This is a genomic window from Streptomyces sp. bgisy159 (genome assembly GCF_965341775.1).
Lineage (GTDB): Bacteria > Actinomycetota > Actinomycetes > Streptomycetales > Streptomycetaceae > Streptomyces.
Window position 1 is genome coordinate 19548 of record NZ_CBDQZH010000055.1, and the last position, 21075, is coordinate 40622.

The 21075-nt window shown below is 69.6% G+C and carries 19 protein-coding genes and 2 pseudogenes; 16 read left to right on the forward strand and 5 right to left on the reverse strand.

What is annotated here, in order from left to right:
• Window positions 1–384: 384 nt before the first annotated feature.
• Entirely contained in the window at window positions 385–1113 is a 729-nt protein-coding gene (locus tag ACSLTV_RS32505) for a GntR family transcriptional regulator (RefSeq protein WP_432139638.1), read from the reverse strand.
• A 315-nt stretch (window positions 1114–1428) separates the two neighbouring features.
• Between ACSLTV_RS32505 and ACSLTV_RS32510 the strand changes: the two genes are divergently transcribed.
• From ACSLTV_RS32510 to ACSLTV_RS32535, 6 genes are all read left to right on the forward strand, one after another.
• Entirely contained in the window at window positions 1429–2673 is a 1245-nt protein-coding gene (locus ACSLTV_RS32510) for a PTS transporter subunit EIIC (protein ID WP_435613415.1), read from the forward strand.
• A gap of 41 nt (window positions 2674–2714) precedes the next feature.
• Window positions 2715–2981: an HPr family phosphocarrier protein gene (locus tag ACSLTV_RS32515; RefSeq protein ID WP_435613416.1), complete on the forward strand. Its 267-nt coding sequence runs from the start codon at window positions 2715–2717 to the stop codon at window positions 2979–2981.
• Window positions 2978–3397, forward strand: a complete 420-nt coding sequence (locus tag ACSLTV_RS32520; protein WP_432139641.1) for a hypothetical protein — start codon at window positions 2978–2980, stop codon at window positions 3395–3397. The genes ACSLTV_RS32515 and ACSLTV_RS32520 overlap by 4 nt, the downstream gene beginning before the upstream one ends.
• A gap of 1 nt (window position 3398) precedes the next feature.
• Window positions 3399–4178 carry a glucosamine-6-phosphate deaminase gene (locus ACSLTV_RS32525; protein ID WP_432139642.1) on the forward strand — a complete coding sequence of 260 codons (780 nt, stop codon included), beginning with the start codon at window positions 3399–3401 and terminating at the stop codon, window positions 4176–4178.
• Window positions 4179–4847: 669 nt separating this feature from the next.
• Window positions 4848–5762: a hypothetical protein gene (locus ACSLTV_RS32530; protein WP_432139643.1), complete on the forward strand. Its 915-nt coding sequence runs from the start codon at window positions 4848–4850 to the stop codon at window positions 5760–5762.
• Window positions 5763–5901: 139 nt separating this feature from the next.
• Complete coding sequence (locus ACSLTV_RS32535) at window positions 5902–6369, forward strand: ATP-binding protein (protein ID WP_432139644.1); 468 nt, start codon at window positions 5902–5904, stop codon at window positions 6367–6369.
• 253 nt (window positions 6370–6622) lie between these two features.
• Here the strand turns inward: ACSLTV_RS32535 and ACSLTV_RS32540 are convergent, their stop codons facing one another.
• Window positions 6623–7660, reverse strand: coding sequence for a LysR family transcriptional regulator (locus tag ACSLTV_RS32540; protein WP_432139645.1), 1038 nt, complete (start codon window positions 7658–7660; stop codon window positions 6623–6625).
• Between the two features lie 223 nt (window positions 7661–7883).
• On the opposite strand from ACSLTV_RS32540, the gene snpA reads away from it, so the two are divergent.
• Entirely contained in the window at window positions 7884–8579 is a 696-nt protein-coding gene (gene snpA, locus ACSLTV_RS32545; protein ID WP_435613417.1) for a snapalysin, read from the forward strand.
• Between the two features lie 263 nt (window positions 8580–8842).
• On the opposite strand, the gene ACSLTV_RS32550 is transcribed toward snpA, so the two are convergent.
• Window positions 8843–9853, reverse strand: coding sequence for a GlxA family transcriptional regulator (locus tag ACSLTV_RS32550; protein ID WP_435613418.1), 1011 nt, complete (start codon window positions 9851–9853; stop codon window positions 8843–8845).
• Window positions 9854–9950: 97 nt separating this feature from the next.
• Here ACSLTV_RS32550 and ACSLTV_RS32555 point away from each other — a divergent pair, with 97 nt between their 5' ends.
• From ACSLTV_RS32555 to ACSLTV_RS32580, 6 genes are all read left to right on the forward strand, one after another.
• Window positions 9951–10775, forward strand: coding sequence for a dienelactone hydrolase family protein (locus ACSLTV_RS32555; RefSeq protein ID WP_435613419.1), 825 nt, complete (start codon window positions 9951–9953; stop codon window positions 10773–10775).
• A gap of 435 nt (window positions 10776–11210) precedes the next feature.
• A complete protein-coding gene (locus ACSLTV_RS32560; protein WP_435613420.1) occupies window positions 11211–11690 on the forward strand; it encodes a hypothetical protein in 480 nt (159 codons plus the stop codon).
• Between the two features lie 104 nt (window positions 11691–11794).
• On the forward strand, window positions 11795–12442 hold the full coding sequence (locus ACSLTV_RS32565) for a hypothetical protein (protein ID WP_435613421.1): 648 nt from the start codon (window positions 11795–11797) through the stop codon (window positions 12440–12442).
• Window positions 12443–12910: 468 nt separating this feature from the next.
• On the forward strand, window positions 12911–15109 hold the full coding sequence (locus ACSLTV_RS32570; protein WP_432139650.1) for a glucose PTS transporter subunit IIA: 2199 nt from the start codon (window positions 12911–12913) through the stop codon (window positions 15107–15109).
• Between the two features lie 100 nt (window positions 15110–15209).
• Window positions 15210–16061, forward strand: a complete 852-nt coding sequence (locus ACSLTV_RS32575; RefSeq protein ID WP_432139651.1) for a PRD domain-containing protein — start codon at window positions 15210–15212, stop codon at window positions 16059–16061.
• A gap of 562 nt (window positions 16062–16623) precedes the next feature.
• On the forward strand, window positions 16624–17463 hold the full coding sequence (locus ACSLTV_RS32580) for a glutamate ABC transporter substrate-binding protein (RefSeq protein WP_432139652.1): 840 nt from the start codon (window positions 16624–16626) through the stop codon (window positions 17461–17463).
• 211 nt (window positions 17464–17674) lie between these two features.
• On the opposite strand, the pseudogene ACSLTV_RS32585 reads toward ACSLTV_RS32580, so the two are convergent.
• Window positions 17675–17872, reverse strand: a pseudogene (locus ACSLTV_RS32585) (IS5/IS1182 family transposase); the annotation flags it as partial.
• 87 nt (window positions 17873–17959) lie between these two features.
• On the opposite strand from ACSLTV_RS32585, the gene ACSLTV_RS32590 reads away from it, so the two are divergent.
• The 3 genes and pseudogenes from ACSLTV_RS32590 to ACSLTV_RS32600 form a co-directional block, all read left to right on the forward strand.
• A complete protein-coding gene (locus ACSLTV_RS32590; protein ID WP_432139655.1) occupies window positions 17960–19030 on the forward strand; it encodes a MerR family transcriptional regulator in 1071 nt (356 codons plus the stop codon).
• A gap of 23 nt (window positions 19031–19053) precedes the next feature.
• A complete protein-coding gene (locus tag ACSLTV_RS32595) occupies window positions 19054–19563 on the forward strand; it encodes a hypothetical protein (protein ID WP_435613422.1) in 510 nt (169 codons plus the stop codon).
• A gap of 151 nt (window positions 19564–19714) precedes the next feature.
• Window positions 19715–20044, forward strand: a pseudogene (locus tag ACSLTV_RS32600) (beta-ketoacyl synthase N-terminal-like domain-containing protein); the annotation flags it as partial.
• Window positions 20045–20388: 344 nt separating this feature from the next.
• Here the strand turns inward: ACSLTV_RS32600 and ACSLTV_RS32605 are convergent.
• Window positions 20389–20967: an AMIN-like domain-containing (lipo)protein gene (locus ACSLTV_RS32605; protein ID WP_432139654.1), complete on the reverse strand. Its 579-nt coding sequence runs from the start codon at window positions 20965–20967 to the stop codon at window positions 20389–20391.
• Between the last annotated feature and the right edge of the window lie 108 nt (window positions 20968–21075).

Genomic DNA, 21075 nt, shown 5'->3' on the forward strand with positions numbered 1-21075 from the left:
TGGTAAGTACCAGTAGGGACCAGAAGATAGCGGGTGAGGGCTTGGTGGGCAACTAGGGCATGTGCATGTCAAACATGCGGGTCCGGGCGGGGCCGGGAGATGGACGCCGACGGTCGAGTGCGGCACGGGCCGGCGCCGTCCCGCACGCTTCCTGTGTTCTTGTCGCGCCGACGGAGCCTGCCGCGCGGCGGGCGCCGGCGTGTCCGGCGAATGAGATCTTGACCGGCGTCGACCGCGGGGGTGGCGCTCGGCGGACGGCGAGCCTGCGCCCGGTCCGGCCGGCCCTCGAGGCGCGTCGCCGTGCCTGAGGAGGTCCTTGCCGAGCGGGGCGTTCGTGCCGCGGAGGGCGAAAGGGGTGTCCGGCCTGGGGTGGGATGCGGAGGATCAGTTGTCGGACAGGGTCATGTGCAACTGGTAGCGGTCGGCGCGGAACCATGAGCGCGCGTGCTCGACGGGCTGCTTGCCGCTGAAGGCGATGCGGTCGAACGTCATGACGGCAGTGCCCCTGGGGATGCCCAGCAGTGCCGCCGTCTCCGTCGAGGCGGGCCCTGCCCCGACGGTCTGCTCAGCTCGGTCGACGGGCATTGCGAAGCGGGAGGCGAGAGTGTCGTAGACCGACGCCGTGAAGTCGACCGAGTCCAGATCGGGCAGGAGCTGTGCGTCGTACCAGGCGTCCTCGACCGAGATGGGCGTTCCGTCGGCCAGCCGCAGGCGGCGAACGTGCCAGGCTTGCCGCTCCTCGGTCATCCCCAGGGCTTCGGCGGCGGCCGATGTGGGGGGCTCCTGGCTGACGGAGAGGACCACGGTGCCCGGTTCCAGGCCGAGTCGGCGCATGTCCTCGTGGAAGGAGGCCAGGCCCAGCTCCGAGCGGTGGGTGCGTTCGGCTACGAAGGTGCCGCGCCCGTGCACCCGTACGGCCAGGCCTTCCGCCACGAGCTGGCTCAGGGCCTCCCGCACCGTCACCCGGCTGACCCCGTGGTCGACGCACAACTGCCGCTCGCTGGGCAGTGCATCGCCGGGCGAGAGCTGGTTGGTGCACATGTCGACGAGGATCGCCCGCAGTTGTGCGTGTTTGGTCAGCATGCCCTTGCCGGCGATCTGCTGTGCAGTCACTGCGACCCCACTCTCGATTCCCGGGAGGCGCCGTCGCGCCCCTAGCTGGTTACTACCAGTATGCAGCATGCGGGGACTCGCTGTTCCGTAGCGGCGCCGCCCGGGGTTCGCGAGCGATGGATCGGGTGCCGGCGTCCGGGGGGAGTTCCGCCGCTCCGGACCATTGACAGGTCCTGACTCCAGGGTCATCCTGTGGGGCAACGCAACTGGTTACTACCAGACAATACCAGTGGGTTCGGCTTGCTCGGCCACTTCGCGCTGCGTTCCCGCCGGCTCTCCCGCGCCCCGCCATCCGCTCACTCCTCGAGGTTCGTCATGAGCACCGACACGTCCACATCCGCAGGCCGCCGCCCGGGCCTGGCCGGCCTGCAGAAACTCGGCCGCAGCCTGATGCTGCCGATCGCCACGCTCCCCGCCGCGGGCCTGCTGCTCCGGCTGGGGCAGGACGATGTCCTGGGCAGGTTCTCCGCCCTGCAGGACACCGCCCACGTGATCTCCGCCGCCGGCGGAGCCCTCTTCACGCACCTGCCGCTGATCTTCGCCGTGGGCATCGCGATCGGCTTCGCCAAGAAGGCGGACGGCTCCACAGCACTGGCCGCGGTGGTCGGCTACCTCGTCCTCGACGGCGTCTTCGCGGCGATGTCCCCGGTCGTCCTGAAGGGGAAGCAGGACCTCGCGGGCGAGCAGGCCGTCGTCAACTTCGGCGTCCTCGGTGGCATCGTCATCGGTCTGCTCGCGGCGATGCTCTGGCAACGCTTCTACCGCACCGCGCTCCCGCCCTATCTCGGCTTCTTCAGCGGCCGTCGACTCGTTCCCATCCTGACCGCCGTCACCGCCCTGGTGGTCGGGGTCCTGATGAGCCTGATCTACCCCCTGTTCAACAGTGGCCTCACCTGGGTCGGCGAGGCCGTCGACGCGAACAGCGTCGTCGGCGGCGGCATCTACGGAACGGCGAACAAACTGCTCATCCCGCTCGGCCTGCACCACATCCTCAACTCCGTCGTGTGGTTCATCATCGGCGACTACCAGGGCGCCCACGGCGACCTCAACCGGTTCTTCGCCGGCGACCCCGAGGCAGGCATCTTCATGACCGGATTCTTCCCGATCATGATGTTCGCCCTTCCCGCCGCCGCCCTGGCCATCTGGCGCGAGGCCCGCCCCGAACACCGCAAGGCCGTCGGCGGAATCATGCTCTCAGCGGGACTTACCAGCTTCCTCACCGGCATCACCGAGCCGATCGAGTTCGCCTTCCTCTTCGTCGCATGGCCCCTGTACCTGGTCCACGCCGTGCTGACGGGAACGTCCCTCGCCCTCGTCAACGCCCTCGGCATCCACCACGGGTTCACCTTCTCCTCGGGACTCATCGACTACGTCCTCAACTGGGGCAAGGCCACCCACCCACTGTTGCTGATCCCCATCGGCCTGGCCTACGCCGTCGTCTACTACGTGCTGTTCCGCTTCGTCATCCGCCGCTGGAACCTGCGCACCCCCGGGCGCGAGGACGACAACCAGGACACCCCGGAAACCGACCGAGACCGCCGGCCCCAGCCCGCGGCCTGACCGGAAACGCACACCCCGTCCCCTTCGAAAGGAACCCGTCCATGGCGCAGCGCGTCGTCTCCATCGGCTTCCGCAGCGGCCTGCACGCGCGGCCCGCCGCGACCTTCGTCCAGGCCGCCGCGCAGGCACCTCTGCCGGTCACGATCGCCGTCGAAGGCAAACGCCCGGTGGCCGCCGGCAGCATGCTGGGCGTCCTGTCGCTCGCCGTCGGCCACGGCGACCAGGTCATCCTGACCGCGCAGGGCGAACACGCCGAGGCCGTTCTCGACGAACTGGCCGACCTGCTGGGCAAGGAGTCCGACGCGTGAGCCCTGGCTTCGCCACGATGACCGGCTGCGGCGTCGGCCCCGCATCGGCATCCGTACCCGTGGTCCGTGTGACGCCGCCGGCCGTCCTGCCCCCCGAGGAAGAGCCGCGAGCCGCCGCCGGCCGCTCCCTGGCGATGGGGGAGTCCGGCACCGTCGAGCCGTACCCCTCGGCCCACCGTCGGCGGGCACGCGTCAGGGCCCCCCGCCTCACCGGCACACGGATGCGGATCACGGCGCCGACGGCCTCCCTCGCCGAGGAAGCCGCCCAGCCACCCGACCTCGTCCGCGGCATCGGCGTGCAGAGCGCAGAGCTCTCGACCGAAGCGACTTATGCCGCCCTCCACACCACCCCGCCCCCCGTCGGGGAGAGGAGCGACGCACCCGGCAAGGCCGCCTACGACCGGGAGGTAGTGTGAGATGGAGGTGGTGATCCGCCCCGACACCGATGCGGTCGGCCGCACGGCCGCCGGCATCCTCCAGCAGTCGCTGGCCGACGGTGTGACCACTCTCGGACTGGCCACCGGCTCCTCGCTCCTTCAGGTCTACCGCGACCTGGCCCGCCGCCACCGCCGCGAGAACCTCACCTTCAGCGGCGTCGACGCCTTCCTGCTCGACGAGTACGTCGGGCTCCCGGCCGCGCATCCGCACACACCGGCACAGGTGGTACGGCGCGAGCTGGCCGATCATGTCGACCTCGACCCGGCCCGGCTCCACTTCCCCGCCGGCACGGCGACCGACCCCACCGCGGAAGCGCGTCGCTTCGAGCGGCACCTGAACGAGACCGGGCCGGTGGGCCTGCAGTTGCTGGACATCGGAGTGAACGGCCGCATCGGCTTCAACGAGCCGGGCTCCTCGCTGGCCTCCCGCACCCGGCTCAAGACTCTCACCGACGCCACCCGCCGGGAGAACGTACGTTTCTTCGGAGGTATCGACGACGTCCCCCGCCACGTCATCACCCAAGGGCTCGCCACGATCGGTGAGGCGGCCCACCTGGTGCTGATCGCCACCGGCCCGCACAAGGCCCGCGCGGTGGCGGCCGCCGTGGAAGGCCCGGTGACGGCGGCCTGCCCCGCCTCGGTCCTCCAACTGCACCCCCACGTCACCGTCGTGGTGGACGAACTCGCCGCATCACGACTGGAACACGCGGCGTACCACCGCTGCGTCGCACGTCACAAACCCGTCGGCCAAAGGTACTGAGGACGCCTCCCGCCCACGGGAATCGCCGTCGGCCTCGGCGGTACCACGGCCAATGCAGCGCGCCGCGACCGGTGCAGCGCGCCGCGACGGCCACGGCATCGCCGAGGAAACCCTGCGCTCGGAACGCCCTCCCCGAACGCACAGGATGCGGTCGTCGCCACAGTCGTGCGGCGACGGCACTCACCGAGTCCTGCGCGTGCGGGCCGTCGGTCCCTGCGTACCCGGACCGGACCTCGGCCGGACTCCGGTCCGTTCGGCCTGCCCGCGCGATCACCGACGCATCGCCCGGGCGGGGCGACATGACAGCGACCGGACCGCGCCCGGCCGTATGTCCGCCGAAGCCCGTCACAACGACCGGCGCGCCGGCTCGCACCAGCCGCGGGATCTCCCGGCTGGGCGCCGACGCCGGGTTTTCCGGCGCGGCCGATCACCCCGAGACAGCCATGGGCACCCCGCCTCGGCAGCCCGGATGGACTGAGCCTTGTGGGGCGCCCCAGGCCCGTGCACAGCCAGCCGGGTCTCCGCGGCGTGGCAGCGGCCGGCTCCGCCTCGCTGCCGCATCACCGACCAGACGGACGGAAGGACCAGGTGGCCATGTGGCCCCGACGACATCAACGACCACCTCGCCGACTGCGCCCGGCATTGGACGACAGCCTGCTCGCCCGCACCTTGACACACCTCGAGGCCCAGATCGCCGCCCAGGGCAACAATCTGGCCGAGGCGAACGAACGCGGCGCCCTGACCTACCCCATCGAACAGGCTCTGCGCGACCCCGGCCGCGACTGGGACCGGCGCATGCACCGCCTGCTCGTGCTCAGCGCCGTTCCCGAGGCCACCGTGCTCGCCCGCCAGTGGCGAGAACGGGACCGCACCAACGCCGACGCCCTGCTCCTTCAGGTGTTCGCCGACATCCACCGCTCCCGCGCCATGGGGGCGGCCCTCGACATCGAAGGCACCGTGAGCCTGTGTCGGCGCGCTGCGGAACTCGCGCCCGAGGACCCCGCCCCCTGGATCGCCCTGCTCAGCTGCCAGCGGCTGCAGCGAGCCCCCGTGAGGGCTGTGCAGCCGGTGTGGGAGGCCATCCGGGCCCGTGACCGGTGGAATCGGGAAGCGCACCGGCAGATGCTGCGCTACGTCTCTCCGGAGGAATGCGGCTCCAATGCCCTGACCTTGCAGTTCCTCGACTCCTTCGCTTCCGTCGCGCCTTCGGGGAGCCCCGTGTCGGCCTTCGCCCTCACCTCCTCCCTCGACCGGTACCGCCGGGTCCTGGCGGCAGGCGGAATTCCGGCGCTGACCGCGCACCGGCACTGGATCCGACGGGAGGAGCTCGCGCTCGTCGACCAGGCCGTCGAGACCTGGCCACAGCCTGGCTTTCTCACCCACGCGGCCGCACTCGCCGACCTCAACCTTCTCGCCTACGTCCTGATGCGGGCCACGCGTCCGCGCGAGGCATGGCCGGTCTTCGAGGCGATCTCCGCGGTCGCCACCGGGTGGCCCTGGGAGCTCGACGGCGACGCCCTGGAGCAATTCCAGAAGGAGCATCGTCGAGCCTTCCGGGCGGCGAACCGACGCACCGACCGCTGATTCCCGAGCACACGGCTCAAAAGATGCAGGCCGGACCCTCTTGACAAGCCACAGCCCGCTCCGCAAGCTGGTCATATCTGGTTATTACCAGTAAGCCCGGCGTATTGCTCGCCGCATCCGCGAAAGACGCGAGGCTGCCATGACTACTGAGGCACTCACCGAACCGCCAGGGCCGTTTCAGGTGCTCGAAACGGGGCTTGGCAGCCGCGAAGCGGTGGACGGTCATCTCGATCTCAGGGGCATGGGGTCCGAAGACGTGAGCCGGGTACGCCACCTCGCGCAAGCCTTCCTCGCGCGCTTGCACGTGCCGTCCTCGATGTGCGAGGACGCCCTGCTCGTCATCTCCGAGCTGGTCACCAATGCTGTCACGCATGCCCGCCCGCCGGCGGTTCTCCGGATCCGCTGTGCTCCCTGCATGCTCCGGATCGAAGTGACGGACGGCGGTCCGCGGCTCCGGCAGTCGCCGCGGACCGATCCGATGGAGGAACACGGCCGCGGTATGTACATCGTTGCCGCCCTCGCGAGCCGCCATGGCACCTCGGCGCACGAGAACGGCGCCACTCGATGGGCGGAACTGAGTCCTCACGCCGCCTCGTCAGGTCCCTGAGGAGTGGTTCAAGCGTCGCCGCGCGGCCGGGCACCAGTTCCGGCAGACGTATGCGTCACCGGTGAAGATCGCTGGGAGCAGGTCAGGTGGGCGAACCCGTGGCGGACCCGGGCTCCGCGGCCCTGCTCAGTGTGTCGGCCGGGGCCCTGGACTTGGGCGGGATGTCGGGCGGATGGCGGGACGCACTGCGGTGAGCTGATCTGCAAGTTCTCCGCCATGGCCGGGAAATGACGTCAGATCCCGGTCCGCCGGCTCAACAGCAGGCGCTGGGAGCCGCCGGACGCGCGGACGTCTGGGCGGGACAGCCCGGTGTGCGCCGGCAGAGTGGGGGCTCGGCTGCGCCATCGAGCGGTGGGAGGGGCCGACGGGCTCGCTCCAGCCACTCCCGGTAGGCCGGGGCAGCGTGGGCCACCGACCAGTAGGACTCCTCCAGTTCGGGGTACACGTCGTCCAGTTCGGCCTCCGAACGGGCCGCGAGGACAAGGCGTACGCCGATCGGGTCACCCTCCAGAGGACGGATCGCGAGGTCGGGACGGGGATGCGCGGTGGGCTGGACCACCGTGACCACCTCGCCGCTGGCAGCCAGCGAGTACGCGGTGAGGTAGTCGCCGTGCAGCATCTCCGACTCCAGGCCGGCCGCTCGCAGCGCCCGGCCCAGGGCATCCCACTCCCCGTCGACCGTCGAATCGACCATCCAGCGGTCGTCGGCCAGGTCGGTGAGCAGAACCTGCCGCCGGGCCGCCGCCGGGTGGTCCGCCGCGAGCAGGACGAACTGCGGTTCGCGCTCGACGAGAACGCGCAGGCTGATCCCCGGAGGAACGCGCAGCGGACTGCCCTCGACCTCGTGCACGAAGGCCACGTCGAGCAGCCCCGCGGCAACCATGCCGAGCAGGATGTTGGCAGAGACGTTCATCTGCAGGGTGGTTTCGATCCGCGGCGCCCGCGCCCGCAGCAGACGCAGCCAGCCGGGAATGGCACGGCTGGCGGTGGCGCCGATGCGCAACTGGCACCCCGCGGCGGCGCGAGCCGCTGCCGCCCTGGCCTCGGTGACGATCGCCGTGAACTCCCCCACCAGAGGCCTGGCGCGGCTCAGTACGGCGAGTCCCAGTGGGGTGGGCAGACAGCCGGTCCGGGCGCGCATGAAGAGCTGAGCACCCAGCGCATGCTCGATGCGTTGCAACTGCGTGCTCAACGAGGGCTGCGCAACACCGAGTTGCCGTGCCGCCTTGTGCAGGCTGCCGGTGTCGGCGATGACACAGAGAATGCGCAGGTGCCTCACCTCCAGCTCCATGAAAGGAGCGTAGGGCGAGACGGAACGGCACACCAGATGTGCAAGTTTCAGCGAATGCGGAGGAGTCGGTCGAGTCGAACCACTGGGCCGAACTCACCGTCCGAGCGGCTCACCGATAGCACGGCGCTATCTCCAACTGGCATTATCCACAGACCCGTTGGGCTGACGGAAACTCAGAGGCGACCGATCGTTCAACCCCACAGGACGACAAGGAGCCCCCCACATGGCTTCGTTCCTCATGCCCGACAGGCCGAAGAGGTCGAGGAGACTTCTGACGCTCGCCATCGCCCTCGGTCTGGGCCTGGCCTCCGGCGCGCTCGGCACCACCTCCCCGGCGAGTGCCCGGACCACCGCCGAGGCCCCGGACCACAGCTCCGTCGCCGGCTACGTCGGCTCGGCCGCCGACACCGGCGACAAGGCGTTCCTGGACGCCGTTCTGAAATCGGTGGCGAAGCGGCAGGCCTACCGGCCCTCCCTGAAAGTGGTGACCGTCTACTACAACGCCTCACGGGCACCGAGCTTCCGCTCCCAGATATCGAGCGCCGCCTCCATCTGGAACAGCTCCGTGTCGAACGTCAAGCTCCAGGCGACTTCCGGCAGTGCGGACTTCGCCTACTACGAGGGCAACGACCCACGCGGATCGTACGCGTCGACCAACGGCCACGGCCGCGGCTACATCTTCCTGGACTACGCACAGAACCGGCGGTACGACTCGACCCGTGTCACCGCTCACGAGACCGGTCACGTGCTGGGCCTCCCCGACCACTACAGCGGCCCGTGCAGCGAACTGATGTCGGGCGGCGGCCCCGGCCCGTCCTGCACCAACCCGTACCCGAACTCCACCGAGCGCGCACGGGTCAACCAGCTCTGGGTGAACGGCCTCGCCAAGGCCATCGCGCAACTGAACAAGACCGGCTGACGCCGGCGAACGAGGCGGACCGGCCCCCGGCATCCGGTCCACCGCCCTCCGGTACGGACCGCGGCGTCGACCGCGGTCCGTACCGCTGCTGTGTATCCCTGACCGACCACGCCGTGGGCAGCTCTGCCCGGCGCCTGACGACAACCACGATCGCCGCGCCGCGCCGGCTCCACGCGGAGGGCCCACCTCGCGGACCAGCCCGGTTCGTCCAGCGGGTGAACTCCGTCCGGAGGCCGGCCTCGTGGTGCGGTCACGGGCAGTTCTCACGCCTCCGATGGCCGGCCTGCCCCGTGGTGGTCACGCCGACGACGAAACAGTGCGCGGTATTCCCCTGGCCGTCGGCCGGTGTGCCTGACGAAGACGACACTGAACGCCCCGGGGTCGCGGTACCCGACGTCGGCAGCGATGGCTGCGACGGTTCTGGCGGTGGTCTCCAGCAGGTGCCGGGCACGACGCACCCGGGCCGTCTGCAGATACGCGAGTGGCGTCTGGCCGGCTTCGTCGCCGAAGCGGCGGAGCATGGTCCTCGTGCTCACATGGAACTCCTGGGCCAGGACGGACAGGTCATAGCGCGTACTGAGGTTCTGGTCGAGCCATCTCTTCACGCTCAGCGAGAAGTCCTTGCCCACCGTGGGCATCAGCCCCGAGTCGACGTAGGGAGTCTGAGTGGAACGTGCGTCGTCGACCAGCGCGACGCGCGCGGTACGGCGGGCGACGCCGGGGCCGTCGTGCTCGCGGATGAGCTGCAGCGCGAAGTCGTACATGGCGCTGAAGGCGGCCGTGGTCGTCACCCCCGCGTCGGTCACCACCAGACTCTCCGGGCGCAGCCGTACGTCGGCATATCGGCGGGCGAACCGATCCGCGAACAACCAGGACGTGGTCGCCTCGCGTCCGCCGAGCAGTCCTGCTTCAGCGACCAGGAACGCCCCCACGCAGATCGACACGACAGCGGTCCCCGAGGCTGCCTGGGCTCGGATGGACTCCACTTCCGGTCTCAGGTTCGCGAGCGTCGCGTCGAGATCGAGTGCGGGCGAAAGCTCGAAGCCTGGCACGATCAGGACGTCCACCGGGCGAATCGCCGAAACGCCGATGGCCGAGCCGCCGGACGCGACCACACGACGCCGGGGCGAGATGACCGACGTCTCGTAGCTCGGCTGCACCGCTCCCTGCGCCGCGGCGACGTGAGTGGCTATCGCCACGAGGTCGGGGACGCCGAATACCTCCGAGGCGAAACAGCCCGGGTAGGCCAGCACGCCGATGCGCAGCGGATTCATGGGACCCTTCCCTGTCGTGGACGGGTGGCGGCATCGCCCGGAACCATGGCGATGCCGCCACTTCTCAGGAGGGCAGTCACTCACCAACATCTCGGTCATGACAAGGACACGAGGACAGAACGATCCCTTGGACGACTTCGTGCGGAGAGTCGTCGGCGTCGAGGGCGCCGACAAGACGGTCTACGTCGCCGGGTCGGGGCCGGCCGTCATTCTCATGCCCGAGATGCCGGGTATCAGCCCCGACGTCGCGCGGTTCGCGCGTTGGGTGCGCGACGCCGGACTCACCGTGTACATGCCCTCACTCTTCGGTGTCGACGGTGCCTATCCGCTCGCCGAGGCCTACGAGACCGTCGTTCGACGCGCGTGTGTCAGCGCCGAGTTCCGCGCCTTCGCCGGGGGAGGCACCAGCCCCGTCGTCACATGGCTGCGCGGCCTCGCCCGCCTGGCACACGCCGAACGCGGCGGGCCCGGCGTCGGCGCGGTCGGCCTGTGTTTCAGCGGCAACTTCGCCCTGACCATGGCGCTCGAACCCGCTGTCGTAGCGCCGGTGGTCAATCACCCGTCGCTCCCGCTCGACGACCCCTGCGGCCTGGAGATCAGCGACGAGGACGCTGCCGCCGTGGCCGAGCGCGTGGCGCGGGACGGACTGAAGGTTCTCGCCTACCGCTTCGACAACGACAGGTGGTGCACTGGTCAGCGGTTCGCCGCGTACAGAGCACTGCTCGGAAGCGCGTTCGACGGCCGGGTGCTCGAAGGCGAGTGCGCGCAGACGAACCCTCCGCCCTTCTTCCGAGACGTCGTCGGCTGCGCCCACAGCGTCGTCACGGCCCATCTCGTCGACCAGGACGGTCACCCCACCGTGCAGGCCCGGAACGAGATCATCGCCTTCCTGACCGAGCGGCTCGGGGCGCGACCGGACTGAGCCCCGCCATTCTCGGCTCCCTCGGTGACGAGAGGAGGGAGACACGCCCCCGGCCCCCCGTCGCCACCCGTGCTCGACGAGACGAAAGGAAGCGAGCCGTCATGGTCGCTTCGTCCCGTGTCCCCTCTTCGCTCCGGCGGGAGTAACGGGGACATCCACCTCGTGCAGAAGGCTCTGATCGCCCGGGACCACCGCATCCTGGACCACCCGGGCAGGCGTGCTCGCCGGTGTCGTGAGTCGCCGGCGCCTCGCTGGGCCGGCCTCCTGCGTCTCCGCGGCCGGATTCTTGCCGTCTTGATCGCTTCAGTGACAGAGCTGTGACACAGAGGAGCACAACTGACCGCCGAGACGTTCGGTCCAACAGGGCGTGACGACGGCACACGGCCTGCCGTCACCGAGCGCGGCGACACCGCGCGAACTCACGCACTGGGGGAAATGTTGAACACGCTTGCACGCAAGGTTCGTTCGTCGGCCGCGGTCGCGGGGACGGCCCTGCTGCTGGCCGCCGCGGGCCTCAGCCTCGCGCCGACCGCTTCCGCGGAGGAATCGCAGGGGCCGGTCCTCACGGTCGCCACCGCCGCACCCGCGGAGGTCGGACTGGCCGGCCTGCCGGTCGACTTCACCACCAAGGTCTCCAACACCGGCGCACACGACACCTCTTCCGCGCGGCTGATCTACCGGATCGACGGCGGAGCCGGCCTGCCGCCGAACGCCGTGAGCCTGCAGTACCGGCTCAGTGGCGACACGTGGAAGACGGTGCCGCTGACGTACGCCGACCAGCAGTTCTCCGGCGAGCTGCCCGAGACCTTTCCGCTCGCCGCGGGCCAGTCCCGCACCGTGCAGCTGCGCATCGGGGTACCCATGGGCACCCCCACGACGGCGACAGCAACGGCGGTACCCAGCAGCTCAAGCTGACCACGCTCGTCTCCTACGGCGCCGCCGGAGCCGCCACCGGCACCGACGACGACACCATCGAGGTCGACGGCCTCAGCACCAGGCTGTCCGGTGTTCCCGCCACCGTGACCGCCGGCGGCCCCGCCGTCAGCTTCCGGGCCACGGTGACCAACCCCACCCCTTCCAGGTATGAGAACGTCACGGAAACGCTGATCACCAACAGGTACGCCTCCGTTCAGGTGCTGCGCTCCGGGACCTGGAAGACCCTCACGCCGGTCACCTCGAACGCCGAGGGCGACGTGTACGGGTTCAACCTGATCGGCAAGGACGCCTCCCTCGACGCGCACAGCCACACGGTCGTCGAGGTCCGGGTGACCTACCGCAAGGACACGCCCATCGGGAAGACCACGTTGCAGCCGTGTGCGTTCGTCAACCAGGGGCCGATACCGTTCACCGGCACGACCTTCTGCGGACAGCAAGCGACCTTGGCGGTGCTCGCGGCCGGTTCCGCCGGTTCCCCCGACGGCACCCCGACTCCGACCGTGACCGTCTCCCCGACCCCGACCGCCTCCGCCACCCTGATCCCCTCCGCCTCGCCGTCCGCCTCGACCGAGGTCCCGTCCGCGACCTCGGGCACGTCCGGGGCGAGCTCGCAACTGGCGAAGACCGGAAGCGGCGGAACGCCCGCGATCGCCGCGGCGGCCGGCGCCTTCCTCCTGGCCGGAGCCGGGGCAGTGGGCATCGTGTTCCTGCGCCGCCGCACGCGGGCCTGACACCGCACGTAGCGGGGGCACCTCCTGTCCGGCCAGGTCGGGAGGTGCCGCGTGCTGGTGAGCCGGTCACCGAGCGAGTGACGGACGCGGCTCCTGTCCTGTGCGGCTTCGTCGGGCAGGGCGGGACGGCATGCCCGACCGTGTCCCGCGTCGCCGAGCTGACGGTCGTGCGTGGGGTGGTGAGGGGTGAGCGGGGAGTGCGACAGAGCAGCGCGTCCTGCCCCGGCCCACCCCTGCCCTGTCTGGTGCTACAGTGTGGCCCGATCGATCTCGATCGCAGGATTGTTACTCTCCGAGGACGCCACCGTCGTCGCATCGCGACGCACACGGCGGAGTACCGCTTGAGGAGAGGCAAGGCCTGGGTGGCGCCGTGTGCGCGACCCGGGCCTTTTTTGTTGCCCGAATCCGAGCGGGAGAGATCGCGGACCTACGCAGGGACGGCAGGAACAAGGGATGCAGGGACGCATCATGAACACACCCGCACCGGGGACCGACGGGCTGGCGGAGGAGATCCTCCGTGGCGTCGGTGGAGCAGAGAACATCGAGAGCCTCACGCACTGCGCGACGCGGCTGCGCTTCCAGCTCCATGACGGCAGCAAGGTCGACCAAGCCGCGCTCGACGCCCTCGACGGCGTCATGGGCACGGTGCCGCAGTCCGGAGACCGCTTCCAGATCGTGATCGGCGGCGCCGTCGCGAACGTCCACTCCAAGATCATCAACTTGCCGTCGATGAGCCGCTCCGGCGCGGCGCGCCCGAAGTCCGACGCGGAGGTCAAGGCCGCGGTCCGCGCCAAGGGCAGAGGCCGCTTCGCCTGGCTCGACAACTTCTTCGAGTACCTCTCCGACTCGTTCCGCCCGCTGCTCGGCGTGCTGCTGGGCGCCTCGCTGATCATCGCGATCGCCTCGGTCCTGGACGCCCTGGGCGTGGTCGACTTCCGCGCCGAGGACAAGTCGGCCACCTGGGTGTTCGTCGACGCGATGTGGCGTTCGGTGCTGTACTTCCTGCCGGTCATGGTCGCCTACAACGCGGCCAAGAAGCTGCAGATCGACCCATGGGTGGGCGCCACGGTGATGGCCGCGGTGATGACCCCGAACTTCACGGGGATGCTCAACCCCGATTCCGGCATCCCGGGCGTCACCTGCTCCACCAACTCCACCCTGGGCACCCAGCAGTGCGTGGCGGACGTCTTCGGCCTGCCGCTCCAGCTCAACGACTACGGCGGCCAGGTGTTCGTACCGCTGCTGATGGTCGCCCTGCTCGCCCTGGTCTACAAGGGTCTGCAGCGCGTGTTCCCGGAGAACCTGCAGCTGGTCTTCGTGCCGTTCTTCAGCATGCTGATCATGATCCCGGTGACCGCCTTCCTCATCGGCCCCCTGGGAGTCTGGGCCGGCAACGGCATCGGTGAGGGCCTGGCCTGGCTGAACGACAACGCCCCGATCGTCTTCGCGATCTTCATCCCGCTGCTGTACCCGTTCCTGGTGCCGCTGGGCCTGCACTGGCCGCTGAACGCGCTCATGCTGCAGAACATCAACACCATCGGCTACGACTTCATCCAGGGCCCGATGGGCGCCTGGAACTTCGCGTGCTTCGGCGCGACCGCGGGCGTGCTGCTGCTCTCGATCCGCCACCGCGAGCCGATCATGCGCCAGACCGCCACCGGCGCCCTGGCCGCGGGCCTGCTCGGCGGCATCTCCGAGCCCTCGCTGTACGGCATCCACCTGCGCTTCAAGCGGATTTACCCGCGCATGCTCGTCGGCTGCCTCGTGGGCGGTGTGATCGTGGGCGTCCTGGGCGGCGTGGACACCGAGGCGTTCGCCTTCACCTCCGTGCTGACCATCCCGGTCTTCTCCCCGGTGGGCGTCTACCTCATCGCGATCACGGCGGCCTTCGTCACCGCGATGGTGCTCGTCTACCTCTCCGACTACCGCACTCCCGAGGAGCGCGCCCAGGCCAACGCCGAGCGCGACGCCGCCGAGGCCGCCGCCCATGGTGAGGCCACCGACACCACCGCCCGCGGTGAGGCCACCGGCGCAGACACTCACGGTGAGACCGCCACTCACGGTGAGACCGCAGCGGTCGGCGACCGCGAACTGGTCACCGTCGGCGCCGCCTCCACGGAAGCCCGCGCCGACGCCACGGGCCCCGCCACCCCCGCCGCTTCCGGCGGCGCACCCACCGCTGCCGCTGCCGGCACTCCCACCACTGCCGCGAACAGCACCGCGCTCGGTGCGCCGGTCGCCGGCCGCGTGGTCGGCCTCGACGAGGTCGAGGACCCGGTCTTCTCCTCCCGTGCGCTCGGCGAGGGCGTGGGTATCGAGCCGGCCGACGGCCGTGTCGTCGCCCCCGTCGACGGCGAGCTGATCACTGTCACGGAGACCGGCCACGCCTTCGGCATCCGCACCGCGGACGGCGTCGAGATCCTCATCCACATCGGGATCGACACGGTACAGATGCAGGGCGAGGGCTTCGACGTGCACGTCACGGCCGGCCGGCAGGTCAGCGCCGGTGACCTCCTGGCCGAGGTCGACCTCGACGCCGTACGCGCCGCCAACCACCCGACCGTCACGCTCATGACCGTCCTGAACACCGCGGACCTCGCCGCGGTGGAGCCCCGCACCGGGCAGGACGTCACCACCGGTGACCTGGTGGTGACCGTACGGCGGTGACGTCCCGCCGCCGGTCCGGCGCGCCCATGCCCCTTACCATGATGGGCGCGCCGGACCGGGAGTCGGCAGGACGGGGAACGAACAGGAGGGTGGGACGGCGGTGAAGGTGCTGCGGGTCCTCAACAACAATGTGGTCCTCGCCCGCGATGAGAAGGGCCAGGAGGTTATCCTCACCGGACGCGGCATCGGCTTCAGCTCCAGCCAGGGCAAGCGTGTCGATGCCGCCCTGGTCAAACGGGTCTTCGTCCCGGCCGACGGCCGTGACCCCGACCACTTGGCCGAGGCTCTCGCCCTCATCAGCGAGGAGGTGCTCCACGCCGTCGTGACCGCTCTCGGCGAGGTCGGCATCGAAGAGCGCGAGTCCACCCGCCCCACCCTCGCCATCGCCGTCGCCGACCACGTCGCCGGCGCGCTGGAGCGGGCCGCGCGGGGCATCGCCATCGAGTATCCGCTGCGCGCCGAGGTCCAGACCCTGTACGCCACCGAGTACGTCCAGGCGCAGCGCCTGCTGAGCGCCCTCAACAAGCGCCTGACCCCGAAACTGGACGCGTCCGAGGCGACGGCGCTCGCGCTGCACCTGGTCAACGCGGGCTTCGTCTCCGGTGATCTGTCCTTCACGTACACGATGACCGGGGTCATCCAGCAGATGCTCGCCGTGGTGCGGGAACGCTACGGCCTGGGTGTCTCCGAGGCCTCCATGAGCGCGGCCCGGTTCATCACCCACGTGCGCTACCTCTTCGTACGGATCCAGCAGCAGCGCCAGCTCAAGGGCCAGGAGTCCACGATCGGCAAGGGCATCCGCCAGCACTACCCGGACGCGACCCGCACCGCGCAGCAGCTGGCGACGATCGTCGAACTGCGTCTGGGACAGCAGCTGAGCGAGGACGAGATCTCCTACCTCGCACTCCATGTGGCCCGCATGACCATGGATGTCAACGGCACCGCCACCTAGCACTGGACAGCACCGTGAGAGGCGACATCGACGGGCCGGTGCCTCTCCCGCTCCCGCGGCCGTCTTCCCCCGCAGCCTGCCTGACGGCGCCCGGTCGACGGCACGACCGCCCAGGGACCATTCGCTTGAGGTAAGTGCTGAGCCTGCTTGCTTGCGTAGGACCGATACCGGGTGCCTGCGTACCTACTGCGGAGTACGTCGCATCTGCGTAATTGTGATCCTCAAGTTCGGCTCAGATGTGATGACGCCTGTCGTCTCACCTCCCTACTGTCCTCCGCAGCCGAGGAGGACGGAGTCGCGGCGATGACCGGAGTACGGCTGGCCAGGCAGTCGGGGATCGCCATGCCAGGCATGGTCGGGAATGAGTGCCGTGCAGTCCCGAGCCACGTGACCGCGGGCGACGTCCGAGGTCACACGACCCGCGACGAACCAGGTGGCTCGCGCGGCGACCGCACCGGCTGCCTCGTGTCGAGATTCTCGCATCACTGAGCCTCGTCCTGCTCGGGGCGCCGTACGCGACCCGCACCGCGGCATCACACGGATCACACGAAGGATGTTCACCATGAGACCCCACAGAGTTCCTGCCGCGGCGGCGGTCGTGCTGTCCCTCTCCGTGACCGCGACGGCCTGTGGCAGTGAAAGCGCTCAGGGCACCGGGTCGGGGTCCCACGCCGGTGAGACGATCAGAATCGGCATCAAGTTCGACCAGCCGGGTCTGGGCCTGCAGGAGCCTGACGGCAAGTTCTCGGGCTTCGACGTCGACGTGGCGACCTATGTGGCCAAGGAGCTCGGCTACGACCCCAGCCGGATCGAGTTCGTCGAGACCAAGAGCGCGGACCGCGAGAACGCGCTCTCCAGCGGCGACGTGAAGTTCGTCGCCGCCACGTATTCGATCACCGAGGAGCGCAGGCGGAAGGTCGACTTCGCCGGACCGTACCTGCTGGCTCACCAGGACCTGCTGGTCAAGTCCAGCTCCGGCATCGAGGACGGCAGTGATCTCAACGGCGGGAAGCTGTGCTCGGTGGCCGGCTCCACCTCAGCGAAGAACGTCAAGAAGGAGATCGCACCGGAGGCCGAGCTGAGTGAGTACAGCTCCTACTCGGAGTGCCTCGCAGGTCTGCAGAGCGGCGCGGTCGACGCGGTGACCACGGACGACTCGATCCTGGCCGGGTTCGCCGCGCAGAAGCAGTACGAGGACCAGTTCGTGCTGCTTGGTCTGAAGCTGAGCAACGAGAACTACGGCATCGGTGTGAAGAAGGGCGACACCGCCACTGTGGAGAAGATAAACGAGGCCCTCGAGAAGATGGTCAGCGACGGTTCCTGGGGCACGGCCGTGAAGAGGAACCTCGGCCTGACCTACCAGTACGAGCCCGCACCGAGAATAGGTGTCGTGAAGAACTGACCTGGGCCTCCCTGCGATGGTCGGGGGACACGGTTCGTTGATCACGCGGCGAGCGTGAGTTCAGTCGTTGGGCTGCGCAGGCCGGGGTGGCATGGGGCATGTGCTGTTGCTGATAGCCGCCTCGGCGGACTGTCGTTGGACAGCCTGATCCCCGGCCCCGACAGTCACCACTGGTGGTGGGGGATGCGCAGCCCAGGACTGTGTCCTGCACGGTGAGGCGGACCAGCCGCCTGTAGCAGCACAGAGCTGCGTCGAGGCCGAGAAGGGCCAGCCAGTTGCGGGCATGGCGTTCGTGGCGGGGGTTGAGTCGGGGGTAGCCGGACAGCCACGAGATCGTCCGCTCGGGCACCCACCCGCGGCGGCCCAATCGTTCGCTGGGCTCGATGCCCTCGCGGGCGATACGGGGGCCCGGCCCGGCCCGGCGGGCGCCGCCGGGCCGCGCCGATGTGCTTGTCGGTGTTGACCTTCGAGTCGGTTGAAGGTCGATGATGACGCGGTGCCGAATGATGAGCTGATGCCGATCGGGGCCTTCGCCCGACTCAGCGGGCTGACCTCCAGCGCATTGCGGTTCTATGCCGACTCCGGGCTGCTGCCACCTGCCGAAGTCGACCCGGTCTCGGGCTACCGCTACTACAGCGCCGACCAGGTGGCGCGGGCGAACACGCTGCGTCGGCTCCGCGAGCTCGCCATGCCACTGGTTGCCGTCGAGGCTGCACTTGGTTCCGGGGCCGACGAGGTATCCCGGCTGCTCGACGAGCATGTCGCGAAGGTTGTCGAGGATGCGGCAGTCGTGCTGCGGAAGGCTGCTGTCATCAAGTCCACGCTCGGCGATGCGCCAGGTCTTCCCATTGCGGCGGTGAAGGGGCCCGTGCTGGCGGATGCAGCCGAGCAGGTCCTGACCGCGACCGCACATGAGCCCGGGATGCCTGCACTCGCCGGTCTGCGCATCGAGGCGAACAGTGAGGCGGTCACCCTGACCGCGACGGACCGATACCGGCTCTCCACTCGGACCCTGGTGCCGGCTGAACCACCGGGGCAGACGTGGGCCGGCACGGTCAACGGCGACGAACTGCGCGCTGCGGTCGCCAGGATGCGCCGCAGTCCGCTGGTGCGACTGGAAGCGGTCTCGCACGGGATCTGGTTCCGCGTGGCCGACCGGGAGGACCGGCACTGCCGGTTGCTGCCCGAGGAGTTCCCCGACTATCGGCTGATGCTCGCGTCACTGGGCGAGGTCACCACCCGCGCAACGGTCCCGAAGGAACTGCTCCTGCGAGCCCTGGAAGAACACCCCGGCGAGCGCATCGCGCTGCACATCGCCGACCACGGAGTGAACGTCGTGTCAGCGGACGACGAACACCCCGGCATCTCGGTACCGGCCACCGCTACGGGCCAGGCCCTCCAGATCTGGTTCGAGCTGACCACGCTCTATCCCGCCGTGAGCACCGCGATCGGCCCCGACGTACTGCTCGACCTGCGAGGACACGACCAGCCGGTCACGATTCGCTCCGCCGACCGCGGGGATCTCACCACCCTCGCCATGCCCATCAAGCCCGACCACCCCGCCTGAGAAAGACGATGAGGGAACAGCTCATGACCACCGCACCCGCCGGCCCCGACCCGACCATGCAAGCCATCGGCCAGGCCATCGCCGAGGGACGAGCCGGTGACACCACCTCCGCCCGCCAGAAGCTGCTGAGCCTATGGTCCGTGATCGGTGCCACCGGCGACCCGCTGCACCGCTGCTCGCTCGCCCACTGGCTGGCAGATCTCTACGATGATCCAGCTCAGGCTCTCGCCTGGGACGTCCGGGCTCTGGACGCGGCCGACGCCGTGACCGACCAGCGCGTACAGGAGCACCACGCCGGCCTCCACATCGCCGGCTTCTACCCCTCCCTGCACCTCAACCTCGCTGACAACTACCGCCGACTCGGCTCCTTCGAAGCCGCCACCGAACACATCAACGCAGCCAGGACGCATGCCCCCAGCCTTCCCCAGGATCCCTACGGTGACCTTCTCCGCGGCGCCATTCAAGAGGTCGCCGAAGCCATCGCCCTGCGGGACCGGTCACGGCGAGCCTCTGCACCTGGTTCCACTGCGTGACGCACAGGAACGCACCCCTCACCATGGAGGGACGACATCACCCCGGACGCGACGCCGGGCCGACCGGAGATGGACCCCGTCGCCCTCGCCGAGTTCGCCCTGATGCTCGAGGAGAGGCTCGGAGTAAAGAAACCAGCGTCTCCAGCAGCGCGGACCGGACGCGGTATCACCTCTCGCCTTCCCCATGGTCAGCCCGAACCTGGCCGCCGGTGAGGTCTCCATCGACCTCAAGGCCCGCGGCGTCTGCCTCACACCGGCCACCGCCTGCGCTTCTGGAGTCACCGAGATCGCCCTCGCCCACGACCTGCTCGCAGCCGGCCTGTGCGACATCGTGGGGGCCGACGGGGTGGAGGTTCACGTCCCGCGCATGAAGGCCGTCCTCTCGACGCACCTGATCGGGTTCACCGCCCTGTTCCTCCACCAGGGCACCGCCCACCTCATCAAGTCCATCCGCGTGTCCTTCCGTGTACAGACTCTCTGACCTGGCGTTCCTGCGGTGACTTCCCTTCTCGGACCCGTGCAGACCGCTCCGTGCGCCCGCGGGGGATGGACCCTCCAGCGGCCTGTTTCGGGGATGGTCCCCTGCGGGCCAACGGTCATGGCGGCGGCGTAAGCGACGGTCACCGGTCTTCTCCCGGTCCCGCTCGAGCCGGCTTGCTTTCGGGTTGGCCGGTGCTGCCGAGCCGGGCGGCTGCTGCCGGTGAGGGGCCGGTACGGCCGGAGGAGCCGCACCGGCCGGACAACATCAGGGTTTCCGGATGCGGAGGTCGACGGGATTGGCCGGCTCCGTCGGCCGGCCACCGGAATGCGGGGGCGGCGGCGGTGTCAACGGCCGGTCCATGAGTGTGCGACGTCCACCACCACGCGGTCGGTGAGTACCAGCACCCGGAAGGGCAGCCGGGCGCGTACGCCCAGCCCGATCTGAGTATCTCCTTCGAAGCTTCCGCCGAAGCGGGCGTCGCGGAAGGTCCGGTAGCCGGTGAGGTCCACTCCGGGCAGGGGGAGACCGGGCCGCGCCGGGTAGGTGGGGGCGCCGGTGTCGGGGTGGTATGAGGGTGCCATGGCCCGCACCTCGATGACGGCTGCGCCGGCGACAGGGATGACACGGCCCGAGCCGTCCTGATGGAGTTGACTGACGTACCTCACGCGGTAGCCGGTGCCGGCGCCCGCGCCGGGAACGTCGATGACCATCCGGTCGAAGCAGGCGTGGCGGCCGGTCCTGACGTTCTTCACCGATGCCGTTGTACTCGCGCTGCGAATTTTTTCGAAGCTGCCCCAGCCGGTCGGGCAAGCGGATTGCGCGACGGCGGAGGGGGCGGGGGTGGCCTGGGCGGGAACGGCGGGGACCGTCAACGCGGCGCTCATCAGCACCAACGTCACCCAACGTGTTCGGTTCATTTTCATTTCGTCCCCCGACAGTGCGAAGGGTTGTGTTATTGGCTGAGACAGAGGCCTTGCCGGAATGGTTGCACTAATACTGCAGCCGCAGTTGCTGTGACGGTCGGTCTGGCC

Excerpts from the sequence above, each read along its gene's own strand:
- ACSLTV_RS32550 (WP_435613418.1), bottom strand. The coding sequence starts at position 9,853 with ATGAATCCGCTGCGCATCGGCGTGCTGGCCTACCCGGGCTGTTTCGCC.
- ACSLTV_RS32580 (WP_432139652.1), top strand. The coding sequence starts at position 16,624 with ATGAGACCCCACAGAGTTCCTGCCGCGGCGGCGGTCGTGCTGTCCCTC.
- snpA (WP_435613417.1), top strand. The coding sequence starts at position 7,884 with ATGGCTTCGTTCCTCATGCCCGACAGGCCGAAGAGGTCGAGGAGACTT.
- ACSLTV_RS32540 (WP_432139645.1), bottom strand. The coding sequence starts at position 7,660 with ATGGAGCTGGAGGTGAGGCACCTGCGCATTCTCTGTGTCATCGCCGAC.
- ACSLTV_RS32605 (WP_432139654.1), bottom strand. The coding sequence starts at position 20,967 with ATGAAAATGAACCGAACACGTTGGGTGACGTTGGTGCTGATGAGCGCC.
- ACSLTV_RS32595 (WP_435613422.1), top strand. The coding sequence starts at position 19,054 with ATGACCACCGCACCCGCCGGCCCCGACCCGACCATGCAAGCCATCGGC.
- ACSLTV_RS32525 (WP_432139642.1), top strand. The coding sequence starts at position 3,399 with ATGGAGGTGGTGATCCGCCCCGACACCGATGCGGTCGGCCGCACGGCC.
- ACSLTV_RS32535 (WP_432139644.1), top strand. The coding sequence starts at position 5,902 with ATGACTACTGAGGCACTCACCGAACCGCCAGGGCCGTTTCAGGTGCTC.
- ACSLTV_RS32560 (WP_435613420.1), top strand. The coding sequence starts at position 11,211 with ATGTTGAACACGCTTGCACGCAAGGTTCGTTCGTCGGCCGCGGTCGCG.
- ACSLTV_RS32510 (WP_435613415.1), top strand. The coding sequence starts at position 1,429 with ATGAGCACCGACACGTCCACATCCGCAGGCCGCCGCCCGGGCCTGGCC.
- ACSLTV_RS32515 (WP_435613416.1), top strand. The coding sequence starts at position 2,715 with ATGGCGCAGCGCGTCGTCTCCATCGGCTTCCGCAGCGGCCTGCACGCG.
- ACSLTV_RS32570 (WP_432139650.1), top strand. The coding sequence starts at position 12,911 with ATGAACACACCCGCACCGGGGACCGACGGGCTGGCGGAGGAGATCCTC.
- ACSLTV_RS32555 (WP_435613419.1), top strand. The coding sequence starts at position 9,951 with ATGACAAGGACACGAGGACAGAACGATCCCTTGGACGACTTCGTGCGG.